This is a genomic window from Streptomyces sp. NPDC088785 (assembly GCF_044750685.1).
In the GTDB taxonomy this organism is placed as follows: Bacteria; Actinomycetota; Actinomycetes; order Streptomycetales; family Streptomycetaceae; genus Streptomyces.
This window is the reverse complement of sequence record NZ_JBIVKH010000009.1, coordinates 31,313-52,992: the sequence shown is the minus strand read 5'-3', so window position 1 is coordinate 52,992 and position 21,680 is coordinate 31,313. Positions and strand designations below refer to the sequence as shown.

At 75.2% G+C, this 21,680-nt stretch carries 21 protein-coding genes; 10 read left to right on the top strand and 11 right to left on the bottom strand.

What is annotated here, in order from left to right:
- Positions 1-30 precede the first annotated feature (30 nt).
- On the top strand, positions 31-1,809 hold the full coding sequence (locus ACIP5K_RS23670; protein ID WP_401412392.1) for a PP2C family protein-serine/threonine phosphatase: 1,779 nt from the start codon (positions 31-33) through the stop codon (positions 1,807-1,809).
- The gene (locus ACIP5K_RS23665) at positions 1,806-2,279 is read left to right on the top strand and encodes a response regulator (protein ID WP_401412390.1); all 474 of its coding nucleotides are present in this window, start codon (positions 1,806-1,808) and stop codon (positions 2,277-2,279) included. Before ACIP5K_RS23670 ends, ACIP5K_RS23665 begins: the two co-directional genes overlap by 4 nt.
- Here ACIP5K_RS23665 and ACIP5K_RS23660 read toward each other — a convergent pair.
- Entirely contained in the window at positions 2,234-4,552 is a 2,319-nt protein-coding gene (locus tag ACIP5K_RS23660) for an ATP-binding protein (RefSeq protein ID WP_401412388.1), read from the bottom strand. The two genes, ACIP5K_RS23665 and ACIP5K_RS23660, sit on opposite strands and share 46 nt — an antisense overlap.
- Before the next feature lie 124 nt (positions 4,553-4,676).
- Between ACIP5K_RS23660 and ACIP5K_RS23655 the strand changes: the two genes are divergently transcribed.
- Complete coding sequence (locus tag ACIP5K_RS23655; protein ID WP_401412386.1) at positions 4,677-5,069, top strand: hypothetical protein; 393 nt, start codon at positions 4,677-4,679, stop codon at positions 5,067-5,069.
- Positions 5,070-5,081: 12 nt separating this feature from the next.
- On the opposite strand, the gene ACIP5K_RS23650 is transcribed toward ACIP5K_RS23655, so the two are convergent.
- Genes ACIP5K_RS23650 through ACIP5K_RS23640 form a run of 3 tightly spaced genes read right to left on the bottom strand, consistent with a single transcriptional unit; the run spans position 5,082 to position 8,613 of the window.
- A complete protein-coding gene (locus tag ACIP5K_RS23650; RefSeq protein ID WP_401412384.1) occupies positions 5,082-5,894 on the bottom strand; it encodes a phosphatase PAP2 family protein in 813 nt (270 codons plus the stop codon).
- Between the two features lie 3 nt (positions 5,895-5,897).
- Positions 5,898-6,851 carry a YihY/virulence factor BrkB family protein gene (locus tag ACIP5K_RS23645; protein WP_401412382.1) on the bottom strand — a complete coding sequence of 318 codons (954 nt, stop codon included), beginning with the start codon at positions 6,849-6,851 and terminating at the stop codon, positions 5,898-5,900.
- A 1-nt stretch (position 6,852) separates the two neighbouring features.
- Positions 6,853-8,613, bottom strand: coding sequence for a diacylglycerol kinase family protein (locus tag ACIP5K_RS23640; protein WP_401412380.1), 1,761 nt, complete (start codon positions 8,611-8,613; stop codon positions 6,853-6,855).
- A gap of 183 nt (positions 8,614-8,796) precedes the next feature.
- On the opposite strand from ACIP5K_RS23640, the gene ACIP5K_RS23635 reads away from it, so the two are divergent.
- A complete protein-coding gene (locus ACIP5K_RS23635; protein ID WP_401412378.1) occupies positions 8,797-9,189 on the top strand; it encodes a PRC-barrel domain-containing protein in 393 nt (130 codons plus the stop codon).
- 117 nt (positions 9,190-9,306) lie between these two features.
- On the opposite strand, the gene ACIP5K_RS23630 is transcribed toward ACIP5K_RS23635, so the two are convergent.
- The 4 genes from ACIP5K_RS23630 to ACIP5K_RS23615 are packed head-to-tail and all read right to left on the bottom strand — an operon-like array spanning position 9,307 to position 14,742.
- Positions 9,307-10,584 carry an MFS transporter gene (locus tag ACIP5K_RS23630; RefSeq protein ID WP_401412376.1) on the bottom strand — a complete coding sequence of 426 codons (1,278 nt, stop codon included), beginning with the start codon at positions 10,582-10,584 and terminating at the stop codon, positions 9,307-9,309.
- On the bottom strand, positions 10,581-12,371 hold the full coding sequence (locus ACIP5K_RS23625; RefSeq protein ID WP_401412374.1) for a condensation domain-containing protein: 1,791 nt from the start codon (positions 12,369-12,371) through the stop codon (positions 10,581-10,583). Before ACIP5K_RS23625 ends, ACIP5K_RS23630 begins: the two co-directional genes overlap by 4 nt.
- A complete protein-coding gene (locus tag ACIP5K_RS23620; RefSeq protein WP_401412371.1) occupies positions 12,368-13,678 on the bottom strand; it encodes a DUF6271 family protein in 1,311 nt (436 codons plus the stop codon). Before ACIP5K_RS23620 ends, ACIP5K_RS23625 begins: the two co-directional genes overlap by 4 nt.
- Positions 13,660-14,742, bottom strand: a complete 1,083-nt coding sequence (locus tag ACIP5K_RS23615) for a phytanoyl-CoA dioxygenase family protein (protein ID WP_401412369.1) — start codon at positions 14,740-14,742, stop codon at positions 13,660-13,662. Before ACIP5K_RS23615 ends, ACIP5K_RS23620 begins: the two co-directional genes overlap by 19 nt.
- Positions 14,743-15,101: 359 nt before the next feature.
- On the opposite strand from ACIP5K_RS23615, the gene ACIP5K_RS23610 reads away from it, so the two are divergent.
- The 5 genes from ACIP5K_RS23610 (at position 15,102) to ACIP5K_RS23590 (ending at position 18,006) form a co-directional block, all read left to right on the top strand.
- The gene (locus tag ACIP5K_RS23610) at positions 15,102-15,980 is read left to right on the top strand and encodes a hypothetical protein (RefSeq protein WP_401412367.1); all 879 of its coding nucleotides are present in this window, start codon (positions 15,102-15,104) and stop codon (positions 15,978-15,980) included.
- Between the two features lie 15 nt (positions 15,981-15,995).
- Positions 15,996-16,238 carry an acyl carrier protein gene (locus tag ACIP5K_RS23605; RefSeq protein ID WP_401412365.1) on the top strand — a complete coding sequence of 81 codons (243 nt, stop codon included), beginning with the start codon at positions 15,996-15,998 and terminating at the stop codon, positions 16,236-16,238.
- On the top strand, positions 16,235-16,900 hold the full coding sequence (locus tag ACIP5K_RS23600; RefSeq protein WP_401412363.1) for a 4'-phosphopantetheinyl transferase family protein: 666 nt from the start codon (positions 16,235-16,237) through the stop codon (positions 16,898-16,900). The genes ACIP5K_RS23605 and ACIP5K_RS23600 overlap by 4 nt, the downstream gene beginning before the upstream one ends.
- A 69-nt stretch (positions 16,901-16,969) precedes the next feature.
- Positions 16,970-17,344 carry a hypothetical protein gene (locus ACIP5K_RS23595; protein ID WP_401412361.1) on the top strand — a complete coding sequence of 125 codons (375 nt, stop codon included), beginning with the start codon at positions 16,970-16,972 and terminating at the stop codon, positions 17,342-17,344.
- Between the two features lie 188 nt (positions 17,345-17,532).
- A complete protein-coding gene (locus tag ACIP5K_RS23590; protein WP_401412359.1) occupies positions 17,533-18,006 on the top strand; it encodes a Rieske (2Fe-2S) protein in 474 nt (157 codons plus the stop codon).
- Between the two features lie 29 nt (positions 18,007-18,035).
- On the opposite strand, the gene ACIP5K_RS23585 is transcribed toward ACIP5K_RS23590, so the two are convergent.
- A complete protein-coding gene (locus ACIP5K_RS23585; RefSeq protein ID WP_401412357.1) occupies positions 18,036-18,668 on the bottom strand; it encodes a cysteine hydrolase in 633 nt (210 codons plus the stop codon).
- A gap of 143 nt (positions 18,669-18,811) precedes the next feature.
- Between ACIP5K_RS23585 and ACIP5K_RS23580 the strand changes: the two genes are divergently transcribed.
- The gene (locus tag ACIP5K_RS23580) at positions 18,812-19,279 is read left to right on the top strand and encodes a pyridoxamine 5'-phosphate oxidase family protein (RefSeq protein ID WP_401412355.1); all 468 of its coding nucleotides are present in this window, start codon (positions 18,812-18,814) and stop codon (positions 19,277-19,279) included.
- Positions 19,280-19,321: 42 nt separating this feature from the next.
- Here ACIP5K_RS23580 and ACIP5K_RS23575 read toward each other — a convergent pair whose 3' ends face one another.
- Together ACIP5K_RS23575 and ACIP5K_RS23570 are read right to left on the bottom strand one after the other, a co-directional pair.
- Positions 19,322-20,299: a LysR family transcriptional regulator gene (locus ACIP5K_RS23575; protein WP_401412353.1), complete on the bottom strand. Its 978-nt coding sequence runs from the start codon at positions 20,297-20,299 to the stop codon at positions 19,322-19,324.
- A gap of 42 nt (positions 20,300-20,341) precedes the next feature.
- A complete protein-coding gene (locus ACIP5K_RS23570; protein WP_401412351.1) occupies positions 20,342-21,673 on the bottom strand; it encodes an aminotransferase class I/II-fold pyridoxal phosphate-dependent enzyme in 1,332 nt (443 codons plus the stop codon).
- Positions 21,674-21,680: the final 7 nt, after the last annotated feature.

The following is a 21,680-nucleotide window of genomic DNA, read 5'->3' as shown; positions in this document are numbered from 1 at the left end:
CGGATAAAATGCCCGGATGGAGACAGTTGCGTGAACGATCGGACCCGCGAGGCGCCCCCGCCGCCGTCGGGGTGGTGGCGCCACCTGCACGAGCTGTGGTTCGCGGCCGTGCGCGCGCCGGACGTCACCGTGCTCGCCACGCGTGTCTACGCCGCCCTGTCCGAGCTGCCCGGCACCGTCGCGGTGATCGGCGCGCGCTGGGACGCCGGCGCGCCGCGCTATCTGCGCCGCTGGACCCCCGGGTCCGGCGGCCCGGTCACCTGGCTCCCGGTCGGCGCCGACTGGCCCGGCGGCGACCGGCCGCCGCCCGTGCGCGCCGCCGACGAACGGCCGCAGGTCGTGCGCCTCGCCCCCGGCGGCGTGCCTCCGCTGGTGGAGCCCGTGCTGCGGGAGACCGGTGCGGTCGCCGTCGTGGAGTGCGTCTTCCCGCTCGCCACCGGCGACTCCGCGGGCCTGTGGCTGGGCCTGGACCACGAGCCGTCCGCCGCCGAGGAGCCGCTGCTCACGGAGCAGCTGACGCAGATCGCCGACGTCCTCATGGCGAGCAACCGGCGCATCGTGGAGGACGAGCTCCACGAACGGCGCCAGGCCCGCGACGCCTTCCTCGCCGAGGCGTCCCTCCAGATGGACGAGAGCCTGGAGGTGGAGGAGACCCTGCGCCGGGTGGCGCGGCTGGCGGTGCCCGCGGTGGCCGAGGGCTGCGCGGTGCACCTCTTCCGGCCGGACGGCGGCCTCGAACCGGTCGCCACCGCCCATGTCGCGGCCGACGCGCAGACCTGGCTCGGCGAGGTCGCGCAGCACGACGCCTGGCTGGCCGGGCGGCTGCACGAGTTCACCGAGCGGCCCTGGGGGCGGGTGCTGAAGGACGACGACCTCAGCGGCGGCCCGTTCGGCCCGGACGCCACGGGCGAGGGCAAGACGATCCGCGCCCTGAGCGTCAGTCCGCTGCGGGCCCGGGGCCGCGTCCTGGGCACCCTGACCTTCCTGTACCACCGGCACGACACGAGCCTGGCGGATCTGCCGACCCTCGCCGACCTCGCCGGGCGCGCCGCGCTCGCCATCGACACGGCCACGCTCTACGCCCAGCGCCGCCAGCACGTGGAGACCCTGCAACGCCAGCTGCTCCCCCGCTCGCTGCCCCGGGCGCCCGGGGTGGTGCTGAGCGCGGCCTACGAGGTGGGCGACCCCACGCTGGACGTCGGCGGCGACTTCTACGACGTGGTGCTCGCCCCGGACCGGATCTCGCTGTTCATCGGCGACGTCTGCGGTCGCGGGGCCGAGGCCGCGGCGTACACCGCGCTGGCCCGGCACACCCTGCGCACGCTGCTGGCGGACGGCACGGCGCCGGGCCGCGCCCTGGCCCGGCTGAACGGCGCGCTGATCGACGAGGGCGCGTCCCGCTTCGTCACCGCCGTCGTCATCACCCTCACCCGGGCCGTCGACGGCGGCTGGGACGCCGAGATCGCCGGCGCGGGCCACCCGTGGCCACTGGTCCGGCACGCCGACGGCGCGGTGGAGGAGCTGGCGACCCGCGGACTCCTGCTGGGCGTCGTGCCCGGCGCGGTGTACGCGCCGCACCGGGTGCGGCTCGCGGACGGCGCCTCCCTCGTGCTGTTCACCGACGGGCTGACGGAGGCCAGGTCGGCGGACGGCACCTGTTTCGAGACCCATCTGCCCGACGCCGTACGGCGGATCGGGCCGGTCGGTGAGCTGTCGGCGCGACAGCTCGTCACGGCCGCATCCGACTTCCGCGCGAGGGGCGACGACGACACCGCCGTCCTCATCGCCCATCTGAAGGGACGACCGTGACGCAGACGCGGGCACCGGGCAAGCGGCTGGACAGCGGCCGGATCCTGGTGGTGGAGGACTCGCAGGAGGACGCCGAGGCGATCGAGCGGGCGCTGGCGCGCAGCCATCCGCAGCTGCGGCTGGAGTTCCTCGACCGGGGCGACGGCCTGGTGGACCGGCTGCTGGCCGCGGACGACGTGCCCGGCATCCTGCTGCTCGACCTGAACATGCCCGGTGTGAGCGGCCACGCGGTGCTCCGGGCGCTGCGGGCGCGGCCCGAGCTGGCGGAGATCACCGTCGTGGTGTTCACCTCGTCGACCGCGCCGCCGGAGGTCGACGCCTGCTACGCGGCCGGGGCGGACAGCTACATCTACAAGCCGCTCAACTTCCACCTGTTCCGCACGGTCCTCAAGGGCGCGATCGACTACTGGCTGGAGTCGAAGGGTCAGCCGTCCGCGCCGTCGGCCGGTTCGCCGCCCAGCGTGAAATAGAAGGCGGAGCCCTCGCCGGGTGTGCTGGTCAGCCAGAGCAGGCCGCCGTGGCGTTCGACGATCCGCTTGACCACGGCGAGGCCCACACCGGTGCCGCCGCCGTGCTCGCGCGGCCCGTGCAGGCGGCGGAAGAGGTCGAAGACCTCCGCCTGGTTGTCGTACGGGATCCCGATGCCGTTGTCGCGGACCACCACCGCCGGCACGGGCCGCCCGGCGCCGGGGGCCGCGGTGTCCTCGACGGCGACCTCCACCGTGCGGTCCGGCCGGTCGGCCGCGTACTTCGCCGCGTTGACCAGCAGGTTGAGCAGGATGTCGAACAGCCGGTCGGGGTCGGCGTGCACCCGGGGCAGCGGCCGCGGCCGCACCACCCGCACCCCCTCCTCCGCGAGGCGCGGCCCGGCCACCTCCAGGGCCGCGTCCAGGACCTCGTCGAGGCGGACGTCGGTCCGGCGCAGGCCGGTGCGGCCCATCCGCGCGTAGTGGAGCAGCGAGTTCAGCAGGTCGTCCATGCGGGCGGCGAGCCACTGCATGGTCTCCAGGCGGCGCACGCTCGTGCCGTCGAGGCGGTCCGCGGCGTCCTCCAGGGTGAAGGTCGCGGCGTTGGCGATGCCGCGCAGCGGCTCCTTGAGGTCGTGGGCGGCGACGTGCGCGAAGGAGTCGAGGTCCAGGTTGGTCATCCGCAGCTCGGTGTTGAGCTGGTCCAGCTCGGCGGCGTGGCGCAGGACCAGTCCGGTGAGCAGGCGGCCCATCTCCACCGCGGCGGCCCGGTCGCGGGCGGTCCAGGGCAGGCTGCGGTCGCGGATCATCGAGCGGTAGACGGCGCCCGAGCCGCGCGGGGTGAGACGCTCGCCCTGCGGGCCGACGAGGACCGGGCGGGCGGGGTCGGCGGCCCACTCGCGGGGTGTAGGGCGTTCCCGCCGGACCCAGGCCAGGTAGTCGCCGCCGCGTCCGACGGGCAGCAGCAGCACTCCCGCGGGGCAGGCGTCCGGCGCGGCCACGTCGTCCGCGGCGAGCCGCTCCGGCAGCCGGTCGGTGGACCACACGCCGTCGGACGACGTGGCGAGGCGGCCGAGGACGTGGACGATCTCCTCCGGGACGGGCAGGCCGGCGGCGGACACCCGGCCCGCGCGCACCAGCAGGACGCCGTCGGCGCCGACCAGTTCGCGGACCTCGCGCTCGTGCCGCAGCAGCGAGGCGTCCACGTCCTCGTCGTCCTCGTCGAGCAGCCCGGCGACGGCGGCCACGTCGGAGCCCGAGCTCTCCAGCGCGTCGGCGCGGCTGCGTTCCTCGATGGCGGCCAGTTGCATGGAGAAGGCGGTGCCGAACAGCTCGCACGCCGAGCGGACCTCCGGGGCCAGGGTGCGCGGTGCCTCGCCGTGGCAGGCGATGAGGCCCCACAGGCGGCCCTCGCGCATCAGGGACACGGACATGGAGGAGCGCACGCCGATGTTGCGCAGGTACTCCAGGTGGAAGCCGGAGACGGTGCGCAGCGCCGCACCGGACAGGTCGAGCGGGGTGCCGGTGCCCGGGCGGCGCTCGGGGAGCAGCCGGGCCGTGGGGTCGTCCACGTCCGCGATGACGCGGATCCAGTTCTCCTCGTACAGGCGCCGGGCCTGGGGCGGGATGTCGGTGGCGGGGAACCACAGGCCGAGCCACGGCTCCCAGCCCTCCCGGACGTCCTCGGCGACGACCTCGCCGGGGCCCTCGGCGCCGTCGAAGCGGTAGGCGACGACCCGGTCGTACCCGGTGAGCCGGCGCACCTCGCCGACCGCCGCGCGGCAGCAGTCGAGCACGGTGGCGGCGGAGCGCAGGCGGCGCAGGGCCCGGCGGACCTCCTGGTAGAACGCGGCGAACTGGAAGGCGTCGGCCGTCTCGCGCGGCTCGAACTCCAGGACCGCCAGGCCCTCGCGGCGGTGCACGGAGAGGTCGAAGCCCCTCCGGTGCCCGTCGGCGCCCGCCGTGACGGGGAGCGTCACGGCGACGGAGTCGCCCTCGGCGGACGCCTCCAGGGCCTCCGTCCAGTCGGCGGCCGCCAGCACGGCGGTGACGTGCCGGCCGACCAGGCCGTCGGCGGGCACGCCGAGGAGGTCCGCGGTGTTCTCGGCCGCGGTGTCCACGAGGCCGCTCGCCGGGTCCGCCGCCAGCAGGGTGCCGTGCGACTGGACGCCGCCCAGCCGGTGGATCCGCTCCTGCACGCACACCGAGAGGTCGAACTCCGCGCCCGCCAGGGCCTCGGCCGACCTGGCCCGTTCCGACAACCACTCGTCCGTCATGCGTCGATCATGCCTCAGGGGCCGGCCCCGGTCAGGGCGCCCTGCGTCGTGCCGGGCCCCCGGGGTCTCCCCTCGGCGGCCGGGGAGGGGGAGGATGGGGGCGACACGACGAGGGAGGGCGACCGTGCCGCGTACGGCTTGGTGGGGGTTCGTCAGCTGGACCGGCGTGGGCGCGCTGGCCGCGCTCGGTCTGCTGACCCTGTTCACCATCGGCGTCTGGCTGACGCCGGTGGCCGTGGCGGCGGCGGTGCTGGCCGCCACCCGGCGGGGCTGGTCCGCCGGGCTGCCGGGGCTGGTCAGCGGTCTCGGCGTCCCGCTGTTCTACGTGGCGTACCTCAACCGCGCAGGTCCCGGCACCGTCTGCACGTCCACCGCTTCGGGCGGGTCCTGCGTGGAGGAGTTCGACCCCCGGTGGTGGATCGCGGCCGGCGTGCTGCTGCTCCTCGCGGGCGCCGCGCTCTTCGTGGTGCGGGGGCGGCGGCCGGGCCCGGGGGCCGCGGCCGGCGCCGTCCGCTGAGCCGCCGGCCGGTCAGTCCCCCGGCCGGACCCCGGTGCCGGTGCGCGAGGCCGGGGTGTCCTCCGGGTCCTCGGTGCGCAGCTCGGGCTCCAGGCCGCTCGCCAGCGGGGTGCGGCGCATCCCGGCGTCCGCCCGCCACGCCTCGAAGGCCCAGGTCGTCAGGGTGACGACGGCGGCCCCCAGCAGCCAGCCGCCCACGATGTCGCTGAACCAGTGCACCCCCAGGGCGACCCGGGTGAAGCCGACGCCGACGACCGAGAGGACCGCGAGGGCCCAGCACACCGGCCGGGCGCGGCGCGGGACGAGGGAGAGGGCGACCAGCAGCAGGATCGCGCACGACGTGGCCGCGGTCATCGCGTGGCCCGACGGGAACGAGTAGCCGGGTGCGTGGGCCACCGGGTCCTCCAGCGACGGCCGGGCCCGTTCCACCAGGAGTTTGACCCACAGCCCGATCAGGCCGCCGACCACCGCCGTCGTCGCCGACCAGGCGGCCAGCCGCCACGCGCGCCGGTACAGCAGCCAGACCGTGACCGCCAGGACCGCGAGGCGCAGGGTCAGCGGGTCCCACACCCAGTCGGACAGGAAGCGCAGCGTCCCGGTCCACCCGGGGTGGTCCGTGGCCACCGCGTGCAGCTGCCGGGCCGCGTCCACGTCGACGCGGTGCAGCGGCCGCCACTGCCGCTCGACGAGCACGGCCACGAGGGCGAACGGGGCCGCCGCGATCGCGGCGACGGCCGCCGCCGCCGCCAGGCGGACGGCGAAGCGCCGGTCGGCGATGCCGCGACGGTGTTGTCGGAGACGACGGGCGCCTGCGCGCACCACCATGGTTCAGACTCCCGGGTCGGGTTGGATCGGGTCGGGGCGCTGGCCGCGTACGGCCTCCAGCTGCGCGGCGAAGGACAGGCCGAGGAACAGCGCGATGGAGGTGAGGTACGCCCAGAGCAGCAGCGACATGAAGGCGCTCAGCGGGCCGTAGACGGTGTCGAAGGAACCGCTGAGGTTCAGGTACATGCTGAGCGCGCCGGTGAGGGCGCTCCACAGCACGAGGTAGACGGCGGCGCCGAAGGCCAGCCAGGTGTATCCGGGCTGCACCCGCCGTGGGGAGCGGCGGAAGATGACGCTGGCGGAGAGCAGTGCCAGGAGCAGGCCGAGCGGCCAGCGCAGCAGGTTCCAGGCCATCGAGGCGGTGCCGCCGAGGTGGTACACGGTGGCGGCGGACTCGAAGAGGTCGTCGCCGGCGACGACCATGATGAAGCCCAGCCCGAGCGGCACTCCCGCGGTCAGCGACATCAGCAGGCCGCGGGAGTACTTCTGCGCGAACGGCCGGTCGCGCTCGCAGCCGTAGATGCGGTTGGCGCCGCGCTCGACCTGGCACATCGCCGTGGTGACGTTGACCAGGGAGAAGACCAGGCCGAGCCAGAGGGCGAGCTGGTTGCCGTCCCCGGCGTGGCTGCGGCTGCGCTCCAGCGCGTCCTCGACGACCGCGGCGCTCGGGCCCTGCGCGATGCGGTGGATGGTGAGTTCGGCCATCTTGCCGATGTTCTCGGTGTGCAGGGCGGTGGAGAGTCCGACGAAGGCGATGGACAGCGGCACCACCGACAGGACCGTCTGGAGGGCCAGCGCGCGCGAGTGGCTGAATCCGTCGGCGTAGCGGAAGCGCATGAACGCGTCGCGCAGCAACGGCCAGCGGCCGTACCTGCGCAGCGTGACGAGCGCCTCGTCGCCGGAGAGTTCGTCGCCCTCCATGTCGCGCGTCGGCGGTACGCGGGTCGCGGTTCCCATGTCAGTTGCCCCCCGCCGGCAGCAGCACGGTGAGTGCCCCGGGCCGCACCTCTGCCCGCAGGAACCGTCCCGGGGCGACGGGGTCGCCGTCGATCTCGCGCGGCTGCCCGGTGTCGAACTCGATCTCGGCCCGCCGGAAGCGGAAGTACTCGACCGGACCGGCCGCGGACGGCTCCCCGGCGTGCGCCCGCTCGGTGGCGGGGGCCGCAGGGGCGCCGCGGAACAGGGTGGTGAGGGCGCCGAGCCAGCCGCGCACGCCGTGCGGGTCGAGGACGAGCAGGTCGAGCGCTCCGTCGTCGGGCCGGGCGGCCGGGACGAGGCAGATGCCGCCTTGCAGGGTGCCGACGTTGGCGATCAGGACCATGCGGGCGCTGCGCCGCAGGGGGCGCTCCCCGTCCAGGCGCAGCGTCAGTTCCGTGCGGGGCGAGCGGACGTTCCGCAGGACGGACAGCACGTAGGCGGCCCAGCCGATGACGGCCTTGGCGCGCTCGCCGGTGCCGTCCATCACCGCGGCGTCGAGCCCGGCGCCGGACATGGCGGTGAAGTGGGTGGCGGGCAGGCCGTCGCCCTCGACGCGGCCGAGGTCCAGCCGGTGCGCGGTGCCGGAGAGCGCGCCGTCCAGGGCCTTGGCGGGGGTCAGGGGCAGGTCGAGGTTGCGGGCCAGCAGGTTGCCGGTGCCGCAGGGGACGACGGCGAGGGGTACGCCGCTGTCCGCGAGGGCGTCCGCGGCGGCCTGCACGGTGCCGTCGCCGCCGCACACGACGACCAGGGCGGCGCCCGCGTCCCGGGCGGCGGCGCACTGGCCGTACCCGGGGTCGTCGGCGGTGGTCGCGACGAGCCGGGCGTCGGCGTACCCGTGGCGTGCCAGGGACCGCCGGACGGTGTCGAGGGTGGCCGCGCCGGCGGACAGGGGGTTGTACACCACCACGGCGAGGCCGCGGCGCTGCCCGGTGCCGTCGGTGCCGTCGGTGCCGTCGGGGGCGGAGGTGCCCGCGGAGCCGTCCGGCGCGGGGGCGCCGTGCGGGTCGCGGGTGAGGACCGCGCTGCCGACGATCAGCAGCGACAGGGCTCCGTTGAGCATGCCGCCCATGACGTCGGTCGGGTGGTGCATGCCCCGGTAGAGGCGGGCCGAGGCGACCAGCAGCGGGATCAGCAGCAGGAGGCAGCCGACGATCCTGCGCCAGGGTCCCCGGATCCGGGAGAGCGCCAGGACGGCGAGGCCCGCGTACAGCGCGGTGGCCGCTCCGGTGTGGCCCGAGGTGTAGCTGGAGGTGGGCGGTGAGGCGTCGAGGCGGTCCACTTCGGGCCGGCGCCGGTCGACGGCGAGGGTGATGAACAGGAACACCAGCGACTGGAGTGCCACGCCGACGGAGAGGAAGATCGCCTCGCGCCAGCGGGCCCGGTGCGGGATCAGCACGAGCGCCAGGCACGCGAGCACCGTGCCGATGATGACGGTGAGGGTGTTCCCGGCCTCGGACGCGACGAAGGAGACGGCGGTGAGGCCGGAGGTGCGTATCCCCTCCAGGCCCTCGTCCACGGCGTCCTCGTGCGCGAGGGGCCACAGGCCGTGGGCGGGCCCCGTGATGAGCAGCCCGAGGCCGATCATCACCGCGGTCTGTACGGCCGTCAGGACGGTGATGCGTCCCGCGGCCCGGCGGACCGTGGCGACGGTGCCCGCGTGGGACGGCTGCTGCTGCCCGGAGGCGGAGCGCGCACCGGTCCTCGTGCTGTGGGCCGGTCTGTCCGGTATGACGGCTGGCATCGGGTTCCCCCCAGGGGTCGTTCTGACGGCTCGGGCAGGTCCGGGGACTGCTGCCCTGAAGCTGCCGTATGCCCACTGAACCGTCTTCTAGATGCCGTGTTTGCCGCGCGGTTCTCTGGCCACACGTCCCGGTGCGGCGGACGCGATGTCCGCCGGGCAACCGATCCGCACGGAGGTTTGGCCATGAGCGAGAACATGTGGGACTACCCGGGCACCGCGGGCCACCGGGCCGACGCGGACCTGACGGGTTACAAGGTCGACGCCACCGACGGGAACATCGGCAAGGTCGACAAGCACTCCAACGACGTGGGCTCGCAGTACATCGTCGTCGACACCGGTGTCTGGATCTTCGGCAAGGAGGTCCTGCTGCCCGCCGGCACGATCGTGTCCATCGACGCCGACTCCCGGACGATCCAGGTCTCCCGCACCAAGGAGGAGATCAAGAGCGCGCCCGAGTTCGACAAGGAGAAGCACCTCGGCAACGCCGACTACCACCAGCAGGTGGGCACCCACTACGGCGCCCACCGCGCGCCCGGCACCGGCACGTCCGACCGTCCCGGCCAGGGCCGCATCTGACGGTCCGCCGGATGCGACGGCCCCAGGGGGCCGCCCCGGGGAGCCGCCTCAGGGGGCCGGACGAGGCCGTCGTAGTACGTCGCCCGTACGGGACAGCCGTACGGGCGTCCGGCGGTGCTAGCCGTCGGCCGGCGCCAGTCGGCCCGGACGAGGAGGAGTGGCGCTCCGGGGTTCGCGGCCCAGGCGGCGGATCGCGGGGACGGCCACCATGGCCGTGAGCAGCACGACGGCGACCGCGGACGAGAACTCCAGGACGTGTGCCGCGCCGAACGCCTCGGCGGCCGGCCCCGACAGGGCGCGGCCCAGCGGGATGACCATGATGGAGCCCGCGACGTCGTAGGCGGAGACACGGCTGAGGACGGCGAGCGGAATGTGCGTCTGGACGCTCGTCGCCCACATCACCCCCCAGAAGGCGAATCCGCAGCCGCCCAGCACATGGGCGGCCGCCGTGGCGCCGAAGGACCAGCCCAGCGCGGGGGCCAGCGGGTTGAGGGCGAACAGCAGCATGGCGAGCGCCCCGGCCACGACCGGCCGTCGCGGGCGGACCCGCATGCCGAGCAGGCCCCCGACGATCGTGCCTGCGCCGTCCGCCGAGGCGATCCAGCCGAATCCGTTCGCGCCGTGCTGCTCGGTGATGAGCGCGGCGCCCAGCGGCAGCGCGGGACCGAAGACGAACAGGCCGAACACCGACCAGATGAGGATGACGCTCCACAGCCAGTCGCGGGAGCGGAACTCCCGCCAGCCGACGGCCAGCCGGTGCCAGATGGGCGCGGTCTCCTCGTCGCGGCGGGTGGCGAGGCGGCGCAGCGGGAGCAGGCCGAGGGCGCTGAGCGCGTAGGCGGCGGCGATCACCGTGTAGGACCCGGCGACGTCCCAGTACGCGACGAGCAGGCCGGCGAGGCCGGGGCCGAGCAGTGCGCTCATCGCCTCGGAGACGCGCAGCAGGGCGTTGGCGCGCTGGATGTCCTGCGCCACCTGCGGGACGAGGCCGGCCAGGCCCGGCTGGAACAGCGCGGTCGCGGCGCCGCTGAACGCCATGAGCGTCATGATCTGCCACAGTTCCGGGTCGCCGAAGGCGAGGAGGGCGGCCATGAGCAGCATGGCGACCATGCGCAGCAGGTCGGCGGCGACCATCGTCGTCTGCGGGGAGAACCGGTCGGCGAGCACGCCGCCGATCAGGACCAGCAGGACGATGGGGGCCATCCACGCGGCGAGCGCGTAGCCGACGCCCGAGGGTCCGAAGCCCGTGGCGAGCACCGCGGTGGTCAGCGACACCATCAGCATGCCGTCGGCCAGCAGCGAGGCGCTGCGCGCGGTGAAGAACAGCCGGAAGGGCGCCGATCGCCAGGGGCTGGGCGGTGCCTCGGGGGTGTCGGGGGCGTCGTCGGTGGTCATGTCGCATCGGCCGGTTCCCGGCCGCTCCCTTCGGTGAGGACGGGCAGTCGGTGCCAGGCCGCGCTGTCGGCGGGGTCGGTCGGGGCGGCGCGGACGACGACGTAGTGCCGCGGTGCGAGGAGTTCGGACCGCGCGGCGACCTGGGCCATCAGCGCGGTGTGCAGCTCTCGCGGGGTCGGTGCGGGCCCGTCCGGGGGTGCCACGACGAACGCGGTCGGGCCGGCGCCGTCGGGCGCGGTGCCGGCCGGGCCGCCGCCGATGGCGACATGGGCGGGGAGCCCGCCCGCCGCGAGGCGTACGGCCTGCTCGACGGCGGTGCGGGAGATCCAGCAGCCGTCGGCCCGGTACCAGTCCGCGTCGCGGGTCGCGGGGCGCACTCCGGTGACGGCGGTGAGGTCGGCGAGGGGCACGTCTGCGAGCGCGGCGGCCTCCAGCAGCCGGACGAGTCCGGTGAGGTGGGCCTCGGCCTCGGCGCGGGTGAAGAGGGCCGGGTCGGCCCACAGCGACAGGCGCAGTTCGGGCTCGATCGCGTGGACGAAGGTGAGCAGGCGGGTGGGCAGTTGCTGTTCCGGGCCCCAGGTCAGGGCGAGCGCGGGGCCCTCGTCGCCGGGGTCCGTCGTCCCGTCGGCCCTGTCGTCGTGGGCCGGGCCGGCGGAGGTCGCCGGGATGCTGCTCACGTCGTTGAAGACGACGTCGCGGGCGAAGCGGCTGCCGCGTTCGCGGGTCACCGTCCCGATCATGTCCCAGAGTTGCACGGAGTCGAACCTGCTGTGCCGGTAGGCGTCCAGCGCGGCGCCCCAGGCCCGGCGCAGCACCGTGTCGAAGGTCGGCCCGCTCATGTCGAGGCTGAGCAGGGCGTCCTGGGAGAGGGTGGTCACGCTGCGGGCGAGGCCGGACCGGTTGCGGTTCGAGGTGGGCGCCGCGGCGACGCACGTGTCCTGTCCGGCCCGGTGGGCGGCGAGGGTGCACCACGCCGCGAGCAGGACGGTCGGGGCGGGGCTCTTGGTGCGGGCCGTGACGGCGCGCAGCGCGCGGGCGGCGCGCACGGACCGCAGGGACAGCTGTGCGGTGTCGTGGTCGCCGGGCCGCAGGCGCGGCTCGGCGAACATCGCCTGGGGCGCGGTGCGCAGGACGCGTTCCCAGTAGCGCAGGGACGCCTCGCTCTTGCGGCGTCCCGCCGGTGAGGTCTCCTCGGTGGCGAGGTCGAGCGGGGTGACGGCGTCGGGCGCGGGAAGGGTGCCGCCCGTCACGAGGGTGCGCCATTCGTCGTGCAGGATCGCGAGCGCGGTGCCGTCGGTGGCGGCGTGGCTGGCGGCCAGGGCGACGTGGGTGAGGGCGCCGTCGCGGGTGAGGAGGGTGACGCGCAGCGGGAAGTCCCGGTCGAGCCGGAAGCGGCCGTGGCGGGCGTCCCGGGCGACGGACTCGGCGGAGCGGGCCGCTTCCGGGGGGTCGGCGTGGTGCGCGCGTTCGGTGACGTCGAAGGTGCCGGCGGCGGCGACGCGTTGTTCGTCGGGCAGTTCGCCCGGGCGGTGCGGGAAGGTCGTGCGCAGCGCCTCGTGCCGTTCGACGAGGACGCGCAGGGCGTCGAGGGCGCGTGCGACGGAGGTGCCGTCGGGTGCGGGCCACACGTCGTGGATGTTGATCTGTACGGGGTCGTCGCGCAGGATGCAGCGGATCATGTTGGTCTGGCCGACGGCGAGCGGGCCGCGCCGGGCGACCCCGCCGGAGTAGCGGACGCGGTGCGTGGTCCCGGTCCGCGTCCCGGGCCCGGTGGTGCTGTTCGTCATCGTCCGCCCACCGGTTCCCCGGCGCGGGCCGCGCCGATCAGCGCGGGCCACGCGTCGAGCAGGAACGCGAAGTCCGCCATGTCGGTCCTGGCCTCGGCGAGCAGCCGCTCCCGGCGCGCCGCCAGCAGGTCGGCGGCCTCGGCCCAGCGTCCGCCGAGACCGCGGTGGACGGAGTCGAGGGTGTCCAGCCGGTGGGCGTCCGCGGCGCGGGCGTCGGCGGCGCTGCGGCGGACCGGTCCGGCGACGGCGGCGGTCCGGATGCGTCCTTCGGCGTCGAGGAGGTCCGCGCCGGCGGCCCCCAGGGCGGTGTGGATCTCGTGGAGCCGGGGCACGGCCAGGAAGTACTTGGCGAGTCTGACCTGGTAGGCGAGGAAGGCCGGGTCGGTGCGCCGGTCCGGGGTGTGGTGGTTGACGATGTGCCGGTTGTGCAGCACACCGGGCAGTCCGGCGGCGTGCACCACGTGCAGCAGGAAGTAGTCGCTGCCGACGGTGTCCGTGGCGGGGGGCAGCGGCACGCGCCCGTACACCGCGCGGGAGAGCGCGATGTTGCACATGTCGACACGGGTGGGCGGGACCCCGGTGAGGGTGGTGCGGTCCCCGGTGAAGGGGGTGGTGCCCCCGCCGCGGAAGGACTCGGCGACCAGGGTGGTGCGCCACAGCGGCGGATAGTCGTCGGGCACGGTGAGGGCGATGATCCGCTCGAACGCCGACGGGTCGCGCAGGCGGACCGCGTCGAGGTCGACGGACATGGCGCCGATGAACGAGCCGCCCACCAGGGCCACGGGCCGTTCGAGGGCCTCGGGGCGGAGTCTGCGCACGGACACCCGCGTGGCGGCCTCGGCCGCCGGGGTGTCGAGGAAGGCCAGTTCCTGGTGGATCGGGAAGACGGTCCCGCCGGCGTGTTCCTGGTAGCGGCTGTCGGAGTCGCGGCGGTGCACGGACGCGCAGCCGAGCGTCTCCGCGATGAGGAACGCCCGGTCGGTGCAGGCGCCGTAGGAGACGGCGTCGGGCAGCAGCAGGTCCAGCAGCCGGTCGGCGGCCTCGGGCGCGGCGGCGGTGGCGAGGCCCCGCAGCAGGTGCCGCTGGGCCTCCTCGTCGAGGTGGTGGACGACGACGCCCGGCGCGGGGGCCAGCTCCTCGATCGCGGCGCGGTGCTCGGCGCGCGCGGCGGCGGGCGCCGAGTCCAGGACGAGGACGTGCACCTCGACGCCGAAGGCGCGGGCGCCGTGGGCGGCCTCGCGGGCGACGTCGCCGATGGCGGGGACGCAGGGCCGGTCGGTGGGGAGGGTCAGGCAGACGCGGCGCACGCGCGCTCCTCCGTGGATCCGGTGGCGGCGGGCTCGCTCCAGGAGGTGAGGCCGAGCAACCGGCTCCCGAGGCCGTCGAGTTCGGCGGTGGGGTAGCGCTTGGACTCGTGCCGGACGGGGTCGCCCACGAGGGTGCGGTTCCAGCGCGGGGTGCGCAGGTGGCGCCAGGACTCGACGCGGGAGGTGCGCAGCCGCTCGTGTTCCTCCAGGGCGGGCATCATCGAGAGGTACTGCACCGCGCGCACGCCGTTGTCGGAGGTGTTGCGGGCCACGCCGTGGGCGAGGAGCCCGTTCCAGATGAGCAGGTCGCCGGGGTGCAGGTCGGGCCGGACGACGGGGAATTCGTCGCGGTCGGCCTCCGGGCGCAGCGGGTCGCGGTCGGCGGGCTGGAGCGGGGCCCACCGGTCGAACCGGCGGAAGAGTTCGGGGCAGCACTGGAAGCCGCCGGTCTCGGGGCTCGTGTCGTTGAGGGCGATGATGCCCTGGACCCGCTGGGGCGGGACGCCGAGGGTGGTGTCGATGTCCCAGTGCAGCTCGATGTCGAAGCCGCGGTCGGTGGGGTCGATCAGGGCGCGGTCGCGGTTGCCGCGGTTGGGCGGGTTGAGGTTCAGCCGGTCGAGGGTGACCCAGAGTTCCTCGCTGTCCCACACGTCGACGAAGGCGTCGTAGACCCGGCTGTTCTGACGGCTGTCCCAGAGCAGCTGGTGGTGGTAGGCCTCCACGAAGCCGTAGATGTGCAGCTGCCGGTCGAGCTGGGAGCGCCAGGGCCGGTCCTCGAACCACGTCTGCGGGCGGTCGGGGTCGAGGCCCTGGAACTCCCAGGTGAAGTCGAGCAGCCGGCGGGCGGAGGCGGCCGGGATCGCTTCGCGGACGATGACGTAGCCGTAGGTCTGCCAGTGGGCGAACTGCTCGGCCGACAGGACGCGCAGCGGACGGGTCTTGTCCAGTTCCCGCAGGGTCGTCTGGGCGAGGTAGGACTCGCCGTCGGTGCTGAAGTAGGGGCGCTCGGTGGCGGCCCGGTGCAGGCGGGGGCGGCGGGAACGGGTGGGCGCTGTGGTGGTCATGCGGGTCCTTCGGCGACGTCCGGCAGTCGGGTCGGTTGGGCATGCGCACGGCACGGCCGGGGCCGTGCTCAACGCCTCCGCCGGCCGGGAGCGAGGGGCGCGACGAAGGGGCGCTCGAACACTGGTCTAGACCGCGAGCCCTGTCAAGTCCCCTCGCCCTGCCGCGTCTTGAGCCACCGAACGGCACGATTCGGCCACGGGACCCCTCGGTGACCCTTTGGTCTAGACAACCTCGGCCGAGTCCGCCTAAGGTCCACAACTCGACGCCGTGACACCGCTCATGACGGCACCCCGCCGTCGTGCCGCCGATCCGTGCCCCGGCTCCCCCGCACCCGCCCATGCCCCAGGAAGCGGTTCGCATGAACACCACCACCCGGCCGCTGCCCGCGCTGCGCAGCCCTGGCGCCGGACTGCTCGCCCTCGACCCCGTGCACACGGCTCTGCTGCACGGCCTCGACACCCTGCTGCGGGGCCTGGCCGAGGAGTTGGCCGCCCCCGAGGTCGTGGGACCGCCGCTGCTGCCCGCCGAGGGTCTCGCGCGCCTGGACTACTTCCGCAACTTCCCGCATCTGGGCGTCCCCGCGGGCCGGTTCGCCCCGGACGCGCTCGACGCGCTGGCCGACGGCGGCCCGCCGGTGGACGCCGCGCTGCACGCCACCGGCCACCTGCTGCCCTCGGCCACCTGCTACGGCCTGCTGCTGTCCCTGGCGGGCCAGGACGTCGGCGACGACGGGCTGCGGCTGTCCGCCACGGGCCGCTGCTTCCGCAACGAGACCCACTACGACGGTCTGCGCCGGCTGCACGGCTTCCACATGCGCGAAGTGCTGTACCTGGGCACCAAGGACGGCTGCGCCGAACACCTCGACCGGGGCGCCCGGTTCGTGACGGGGCTGGCGGAGCGGCTCGGGCTGGAACTGACCCGGGCGGCGGCGGACGACCCGTTCTACGACCGGCAGGGTTCGCGGGCCAGGCTCATGGCGCTGGATCCCGTCAAGCACGAGTACAGCACCTCCGACGGCACGGCCATCGCCTCCGTGAACCGGCACCGGAACTTCTTCGGGGAACGGCTGGACATCGGCGCCGGCGCGCACGGCAGCGCGTTCAGCGCCTGCGTCGCCTTCGGCGTCGAGCGCTGGGTGCACGCGATGATCCTCACCCACGGCTCCCCCGACGCCGCCCTCGACGTCCTCCACCGGGCCGGCCGGCCGGCCGGATCCGCCCTCCCCTCCGCACAGTAAGGACCGCGCAGCGCCATGGAATCCGTCATCGAGTGGATCCACGAGAAGAACCCCGGGCTCGAAGGGACCCTCGCCCCCGACGAGGACCTGATCGAGGCCCGGCTCATCGATTCGATGGACTTCCTTGAGTTCATCGACCTCCTGGAGTCGATCAGCGGCGAGACGATCGACCTCCAGACGTCGACCATCGACGACTTCCGCACGCTCGACCGCATCCGGGAACGGTTCCTGAGCACGTCCGGCACCGCCCCCGCGTGAGTGCGCGGGCGCCGGAACCGTCCGCGCCCCGGCCGTCCGGCGGCCCGACGCTCGTCGTGGTCGCCCGCACCGCCGAGGTGCTGGGCGCCCCCGGCGCGGACGAGCGCGCGCTCGCCGGCTGGGAGCGCCACCGGCTCGCGCGGGTACGGGTCCCGGCCCGGCGCGACGACGTCCTGGCGGCCCGGCTGCTGCTGCGCTGGTGCGCCGCCCGGGTCACCGGCCGCCCGGCGCACCAGGTGGAGCTCGACCAGCACTGCCCCGACTGCGACCGCGCCGGGCACGGCCGGCCGTTCCTGCCCCGCCGCCCCGGGCTGGGGATCAGCCTGAGTCACGCGGACGGGCTGGTCGCGGCGGCCGCCGGGCCCGGCCGGGTGGGCGTCGACGTCGAGCCGTACGGGCGCGTACCGCCCGGGCGCGCGCTGGTGCGGCGCCGCTTCCCCGCGGCGGACGGCGCGGCGCCCCGGGGGCACCGGTCGCCGGAGCCCGACGCGCTGACCCTGTGGGTGGAGGCCGAGGCCCGGTTCAAGGCGGGCGATCCCGCGCCGCCCGCGCACTCCTGGCACGACCCGCTCCGCGCCGCCCGCGCCGCGGTGGCCTGCGCCGACGGGTGGCGCCTGGCCGAGGCCGCGGGCCTGGCTCCCGGCGCCGCGGCGTTTGGATGACGCGCCACAGGTCACGTGTGGCCTGAGGCCCCGCCGCCGGACCGCGGGACCGGAAACCGAGGAGAAGGCATGACTACGCTGCCCGCCGATCATCGACTCACCGGGCGACCGGCCGACGCCGGGGAAGCGAAAGAGGCCCTGGGGCGTCTGCTCGACACCCTGCCGGACTGTTCCCCGTCGGCGCGCTCCGACGCCCTGCTCACCGTCTCGGAGCTGATCTCCGCGGCCCAGCAGCACGGCATCGACGTGTCCAGCGTCACGGCGCGCGCGGAGGACGACTGGGTCGACCTGAACATCGCCTACGAGCCGCAGCCGCAGGGCCAGGTCGAGGCGGCGCTCACGGACGGCTGGGCCTGGACGATCGCCGCGTCCGTCGCGGACAAGCTCGACGTGTCCTCCACCTCGGCCGAGGGACTGCGCGTCCGCCTGCTGCTCCGGGTGTGACGAGCGGCACCGGGAGCACCGGCCCGATGTCTCGCCCGATGGGATGACATCACGGGTCGTGGCGCCGTCGCGGCGCGGGGCGCCGAATGATGGGATCGGCGTGGCGTTGAACACTCCGGGGCGACCACACGTACCGGAGAGGGAACCCCCCACGGATCCGGCCCGCCCCATCGAAAGGAACCGACGGCATGACCGTTTCGCAGGAGTCCGCCCCGACCGGCCCCAACCTTCCCACCGGCCCCGCCGCTCCCGGCCCGTGCCGCCGCAGTGTCGTCGCGGCCGTCGGCGCGGCCGGGATCGCCGCGGCGCTCACCGCGTGCGGCTCCGGCGACGACGGCGGGTCCGAGCCCGCGGGCCGGGCCACGGCGGCCGACGGCGGAGCACTGGCCAGGACCTCGGACATCCCGGAGGGCGGCGGCAAGATCTTCGCCGACCAGGGGGTCGTGGTGACCCAGCCCAGGAAGGGCGAGTTCAAGGCGTTCACCGCCACCTGTACGCACCAGGGCTGCAAGGTGACGAAGGTGGAGGGCGGCACCATCGACTGCCCGTGCCACGGCAGCAAGTTCTCCATCGAGGACGGCAGCGTCAAGAACCCGCCGGCCACCCAGCCGCTGCCCGCGAAGCAGATCAAGGTGAGCGGCGACTCGATCACCCTCGCCTGACGGCCGGGCCCGCCCCCGCACGGGTCGGGTCAGCGGCGTTTCCAGGCGCCGAGCACGTCCTGCGTCGTCGTCACGGTGGCGACCAGGGCGAGCGTGTGCCGGATCATCGCCGGGGTGTAGTCGGCGGGCACCCCGGCGATCGCGTCGCCGGGCACGACGACGTCGTACCCGAGGTTCACGGCGTCGAAGACCGCGTTCGGTATCGCCACGTTCGCGGAGACCCCGGTGACGACGAGGGTGCGGCAGCCGAGGTTGCGCAGCAGCGGGTCCACGTCGGTGCCCGCGATCGGGGAGAGCCCGTGCAGCCGCCGTACGACGAGGTCCTCGTCGGCGACCTCGACGGGCGGGGCGATCCGCACGGCCCTGCTGCCGGTGAGCTGCTGCACGGGGAGGCGTTCCGCCGCGCGGAAGAGGCGGCCGTTGCGGTTCGCGCCGCGGCCGTCGGGGCGGCGCTCCGCGACCGCGTGCAGGACCTGCACCCCGCTCTCGTGGGCGGCGGCCACGAGCCGTGCGACGCGGATGAGGGCGCCCGACCTGCGTGCCTCGTCGGCCAGTTCGGGCAGGGCGCTGTCGGTGCCGACGACTCCCTGCTGGCACTCCACGGTGAGCAGCACGGTGGTGGCCGGGGCGAGCAGTTCGACCAGCTTCTCGTGTGTCGGCATGATTCTCCCTGCCCGTCGTCGGTGTCGGTGCGCCGTGCCGGTGCCGTGGGGGCTGGTGGAGAGTAGCCACCATTGCGCCGGGAGGGAAGAGCCCCCATGCTGCCTTCCTGACACGTCGTCAGTGATCTCGTCGAGGAGTACCCATGACCGTCGCCCAGCGCAGGGGCCGCAGAATCATGATGAGCCCCGAGGAGCGGGACGCCTTCCTCGCGGAGCAGCGCACCTGCCGGGTGGCCACGGTGTCGGCCGACGGCACCCCGCACGTCAGTCCGCTGTGGTTCCTGTGGGACGGGAGCGCGCTGTGGCTGTACTCGCTCGACCGCAGCCGCCGCTGGGCCGATCTGCGGGCCGACGGGCGGGTGGCCGTGGTGGTCGACGCGGGCGAGGACTACGGCGAGCTGCGCGGGGTCGAGCTGTCCGGCCGCGTCGAGTTCGTCGGCGAGTCCCCGCGCACGGGCGAGCCGTGCCCCGAACTCGACGCGCCCGAGCGGCGGTTCGCGCAGAAGAACTTCGGCCTGCCGACCATGGTCTACGACGGCCGGCACGCGTGGGCCCGGCTGACCCCGGACAAGATCACCTCATGGGACTTCCGCAAGCTGGCGGACCTGTAGACGGCGCCCGTTGCCCAGCCGGGGCCCGGCAACCGGCACCCGTCACCCCGCGCCACCACCCCCGGCGCCGCCCTCGCCGCCACCTCCGCCCGCCGCACCGCCCGCCGCACCGCCCGCCGCACCGACCTCCGCCCCGGCCTTCCGCAGCGCGTCGACGGCGGCCCTGATGGAGGGCCGCCGGTCGGCGTCCGCCCGCCACACGACGTAGACATGCCGCCGCACCCGCTGGCGCACCGGCACGGTCACCACGCCCTCGGGGACCGGTTCGCGCCCGAGCAGCGGCGCCACGCACACCCCGAGGCCGGCCGCCACGAGGCCCAGCTGGGTGTGGGTCTCGGCGGCGCGGTGGACGATCTGCGGTTCGATGCCCTTGGCGCGCAGCGTGAACATCAGCCACTCGTGGCAGAACTCGCCCTCGCCCCAGGTGATCCACTCGTCGTCCGCGAAGTCCTCCAGGCCCACCGCGGCCCGCCCGGCGAGCGGATGGCCCGCGGGCAGGGCGACATCGGCGGGGTCGTCCATGATGTTCGCGGTGACCAGCCCGTCGGGCAGCGGCATCGGCTTGTTGTACCAGTCGAGCGCGACGGCCAGGTCGAGGTCGCCGCGCAGCACCCCGGCGACCCCGCTCTCGGGTTCCAACTCGCGTGACCGTACACGCAGTTGGGGGTGGGCGGCGCGCAGTGCGGCCAGCGCCCGGGGGAACAGCCCGCGGGCGGCGGTCGGGAACGCCGAGATCCGCAGCTCGCCGACGACCTGCCCGCGCTGGGCCTCCAGGGCGGACCGGGCCAGCTCGACCTGGGACAGGATGCGCGCCGCGTGGTCGGCGAGCAGCCGCCCCGCGTCCGTGAGCCGCACCCCGCGCCCGTGCCGGGCGAGCAGCTGCTGCCCCGCCTCGCGCTCCAGCTTGGCCATCTGCTGCGAGACGGCGGAGGTCGTGACGTGCAGCGCCCCGGCGGCCGCGCTGACCGATCCGTGACGGGCGAGCGCGTCGAGCACCCGCAGCCGCTCCAGGTTCAGCACGGGGCGACGCCCGACCGCGCGCCCCCGCCGCGGGCGCCCCGCTCACGCATAGCGGCGCCCGCTCCCCGGCCGGACGGCGGCGGCCACCACGTCCGCCAGACCGGCGATCTCGCCCGCCGCCACCCGGGACACGGTGATCCGCACGCCGGGCCCGGCCCCGATCCGGAAGCGGGCGCCCGGCGCCACCGCCCAGCCGGCGTGCAGCAGCCGCGCCACCGCCCCGGTCTCGTCCGGCACGGGCACCCACACGTTCATCCCGCTGCGCCCGGACGCGGCGACCCCGCGCTCCCCGAGCGCCGCGATCAGGGCGTCGCGCCGCTCGCCGTACGACGCGGCGACGGCCCGCGCGTCGACGGCGCCGCTCGCCCACAGCCCGGCCACGGCGCGCTGGGTGATCCTGCTGACCCAGCCGGGCCCGAGCCGCTGCCGCCCGCACACCCGGTCGACGGTGCCGGGGTCGCCGGTGAGGACGGCGAGCCGCAGGTCGGGCCCGTACGCCTTGGCCACCGAGCGCACGAACGCCCAGCGCCGGGTCGCCCCGGCGAGCGGGTGCAGCGGCAGGTCGACGATGCCGTGCCCGTGGTCGTCCTCGACGAGCAGCACGTCCTGGTGGCGGGCGAGGACCGCGCGCAGCCGCGCCGCCCGCGCCGCGCCGACGGCCGCCCCCGTCGGGTTCTGCGCCCGGCAGGTCACGACGAGGGCCCGGGCCCCCTCCCGCAGCGCCCGCTCCACGTCGTCCGGCAGCGGCCCGTCGTCGTCGACACCGACCGGCACGATCCGCAGCCCCAGCGCGGGCACCAGGTCGAGCACGCTGCCCCAGCCCGGATCCTCGACGGCGACCGCGTCCCCGGGCCGCAGATGCACGGCGAGGACCCGCTCGATCGCGTCGAGCGAGCCGGACAGCACCGCGACGGGACCGGCGGGCACCCCGTCCGTGTCGAGCGCGGCGCGGGCCGGCAGTTCGAGACCGGGCTCCAGCGCCTCGCTGCCGTACAGCACGGGGTCCGCGTCACCGGCCGCGGCGGCGGCGGCGAACGCCTCCGCCAGCTTCGGCAGCAGCGCGACGTCCGGATTGCCGTCGGAGACGTCCCGCACCCCCTCCGGCACCTCCACCCGGATGTGCTCGCGAGCGGTGATGGCGGGCTTCGGGCGCACCCGGCTGCCGCGCCGCCCGGCCGTCTCGATGATCCCGCGCTCGCGCAGCGTGCGGTACGCGGCGGCGACCGTATTGGGGTTCACCCCCAGCCGCTCGGCCAACTCCCGCATCGGCGGCAGCAGTTGCCCCGGTTCGAGGCCGCCGTCGGCGACCGCCTGCTCGACGCTCGCGGAAATGTCCGCTGCGCGCCGCCCTCTGATCGGATACTCTCCTAGCACAATCCGT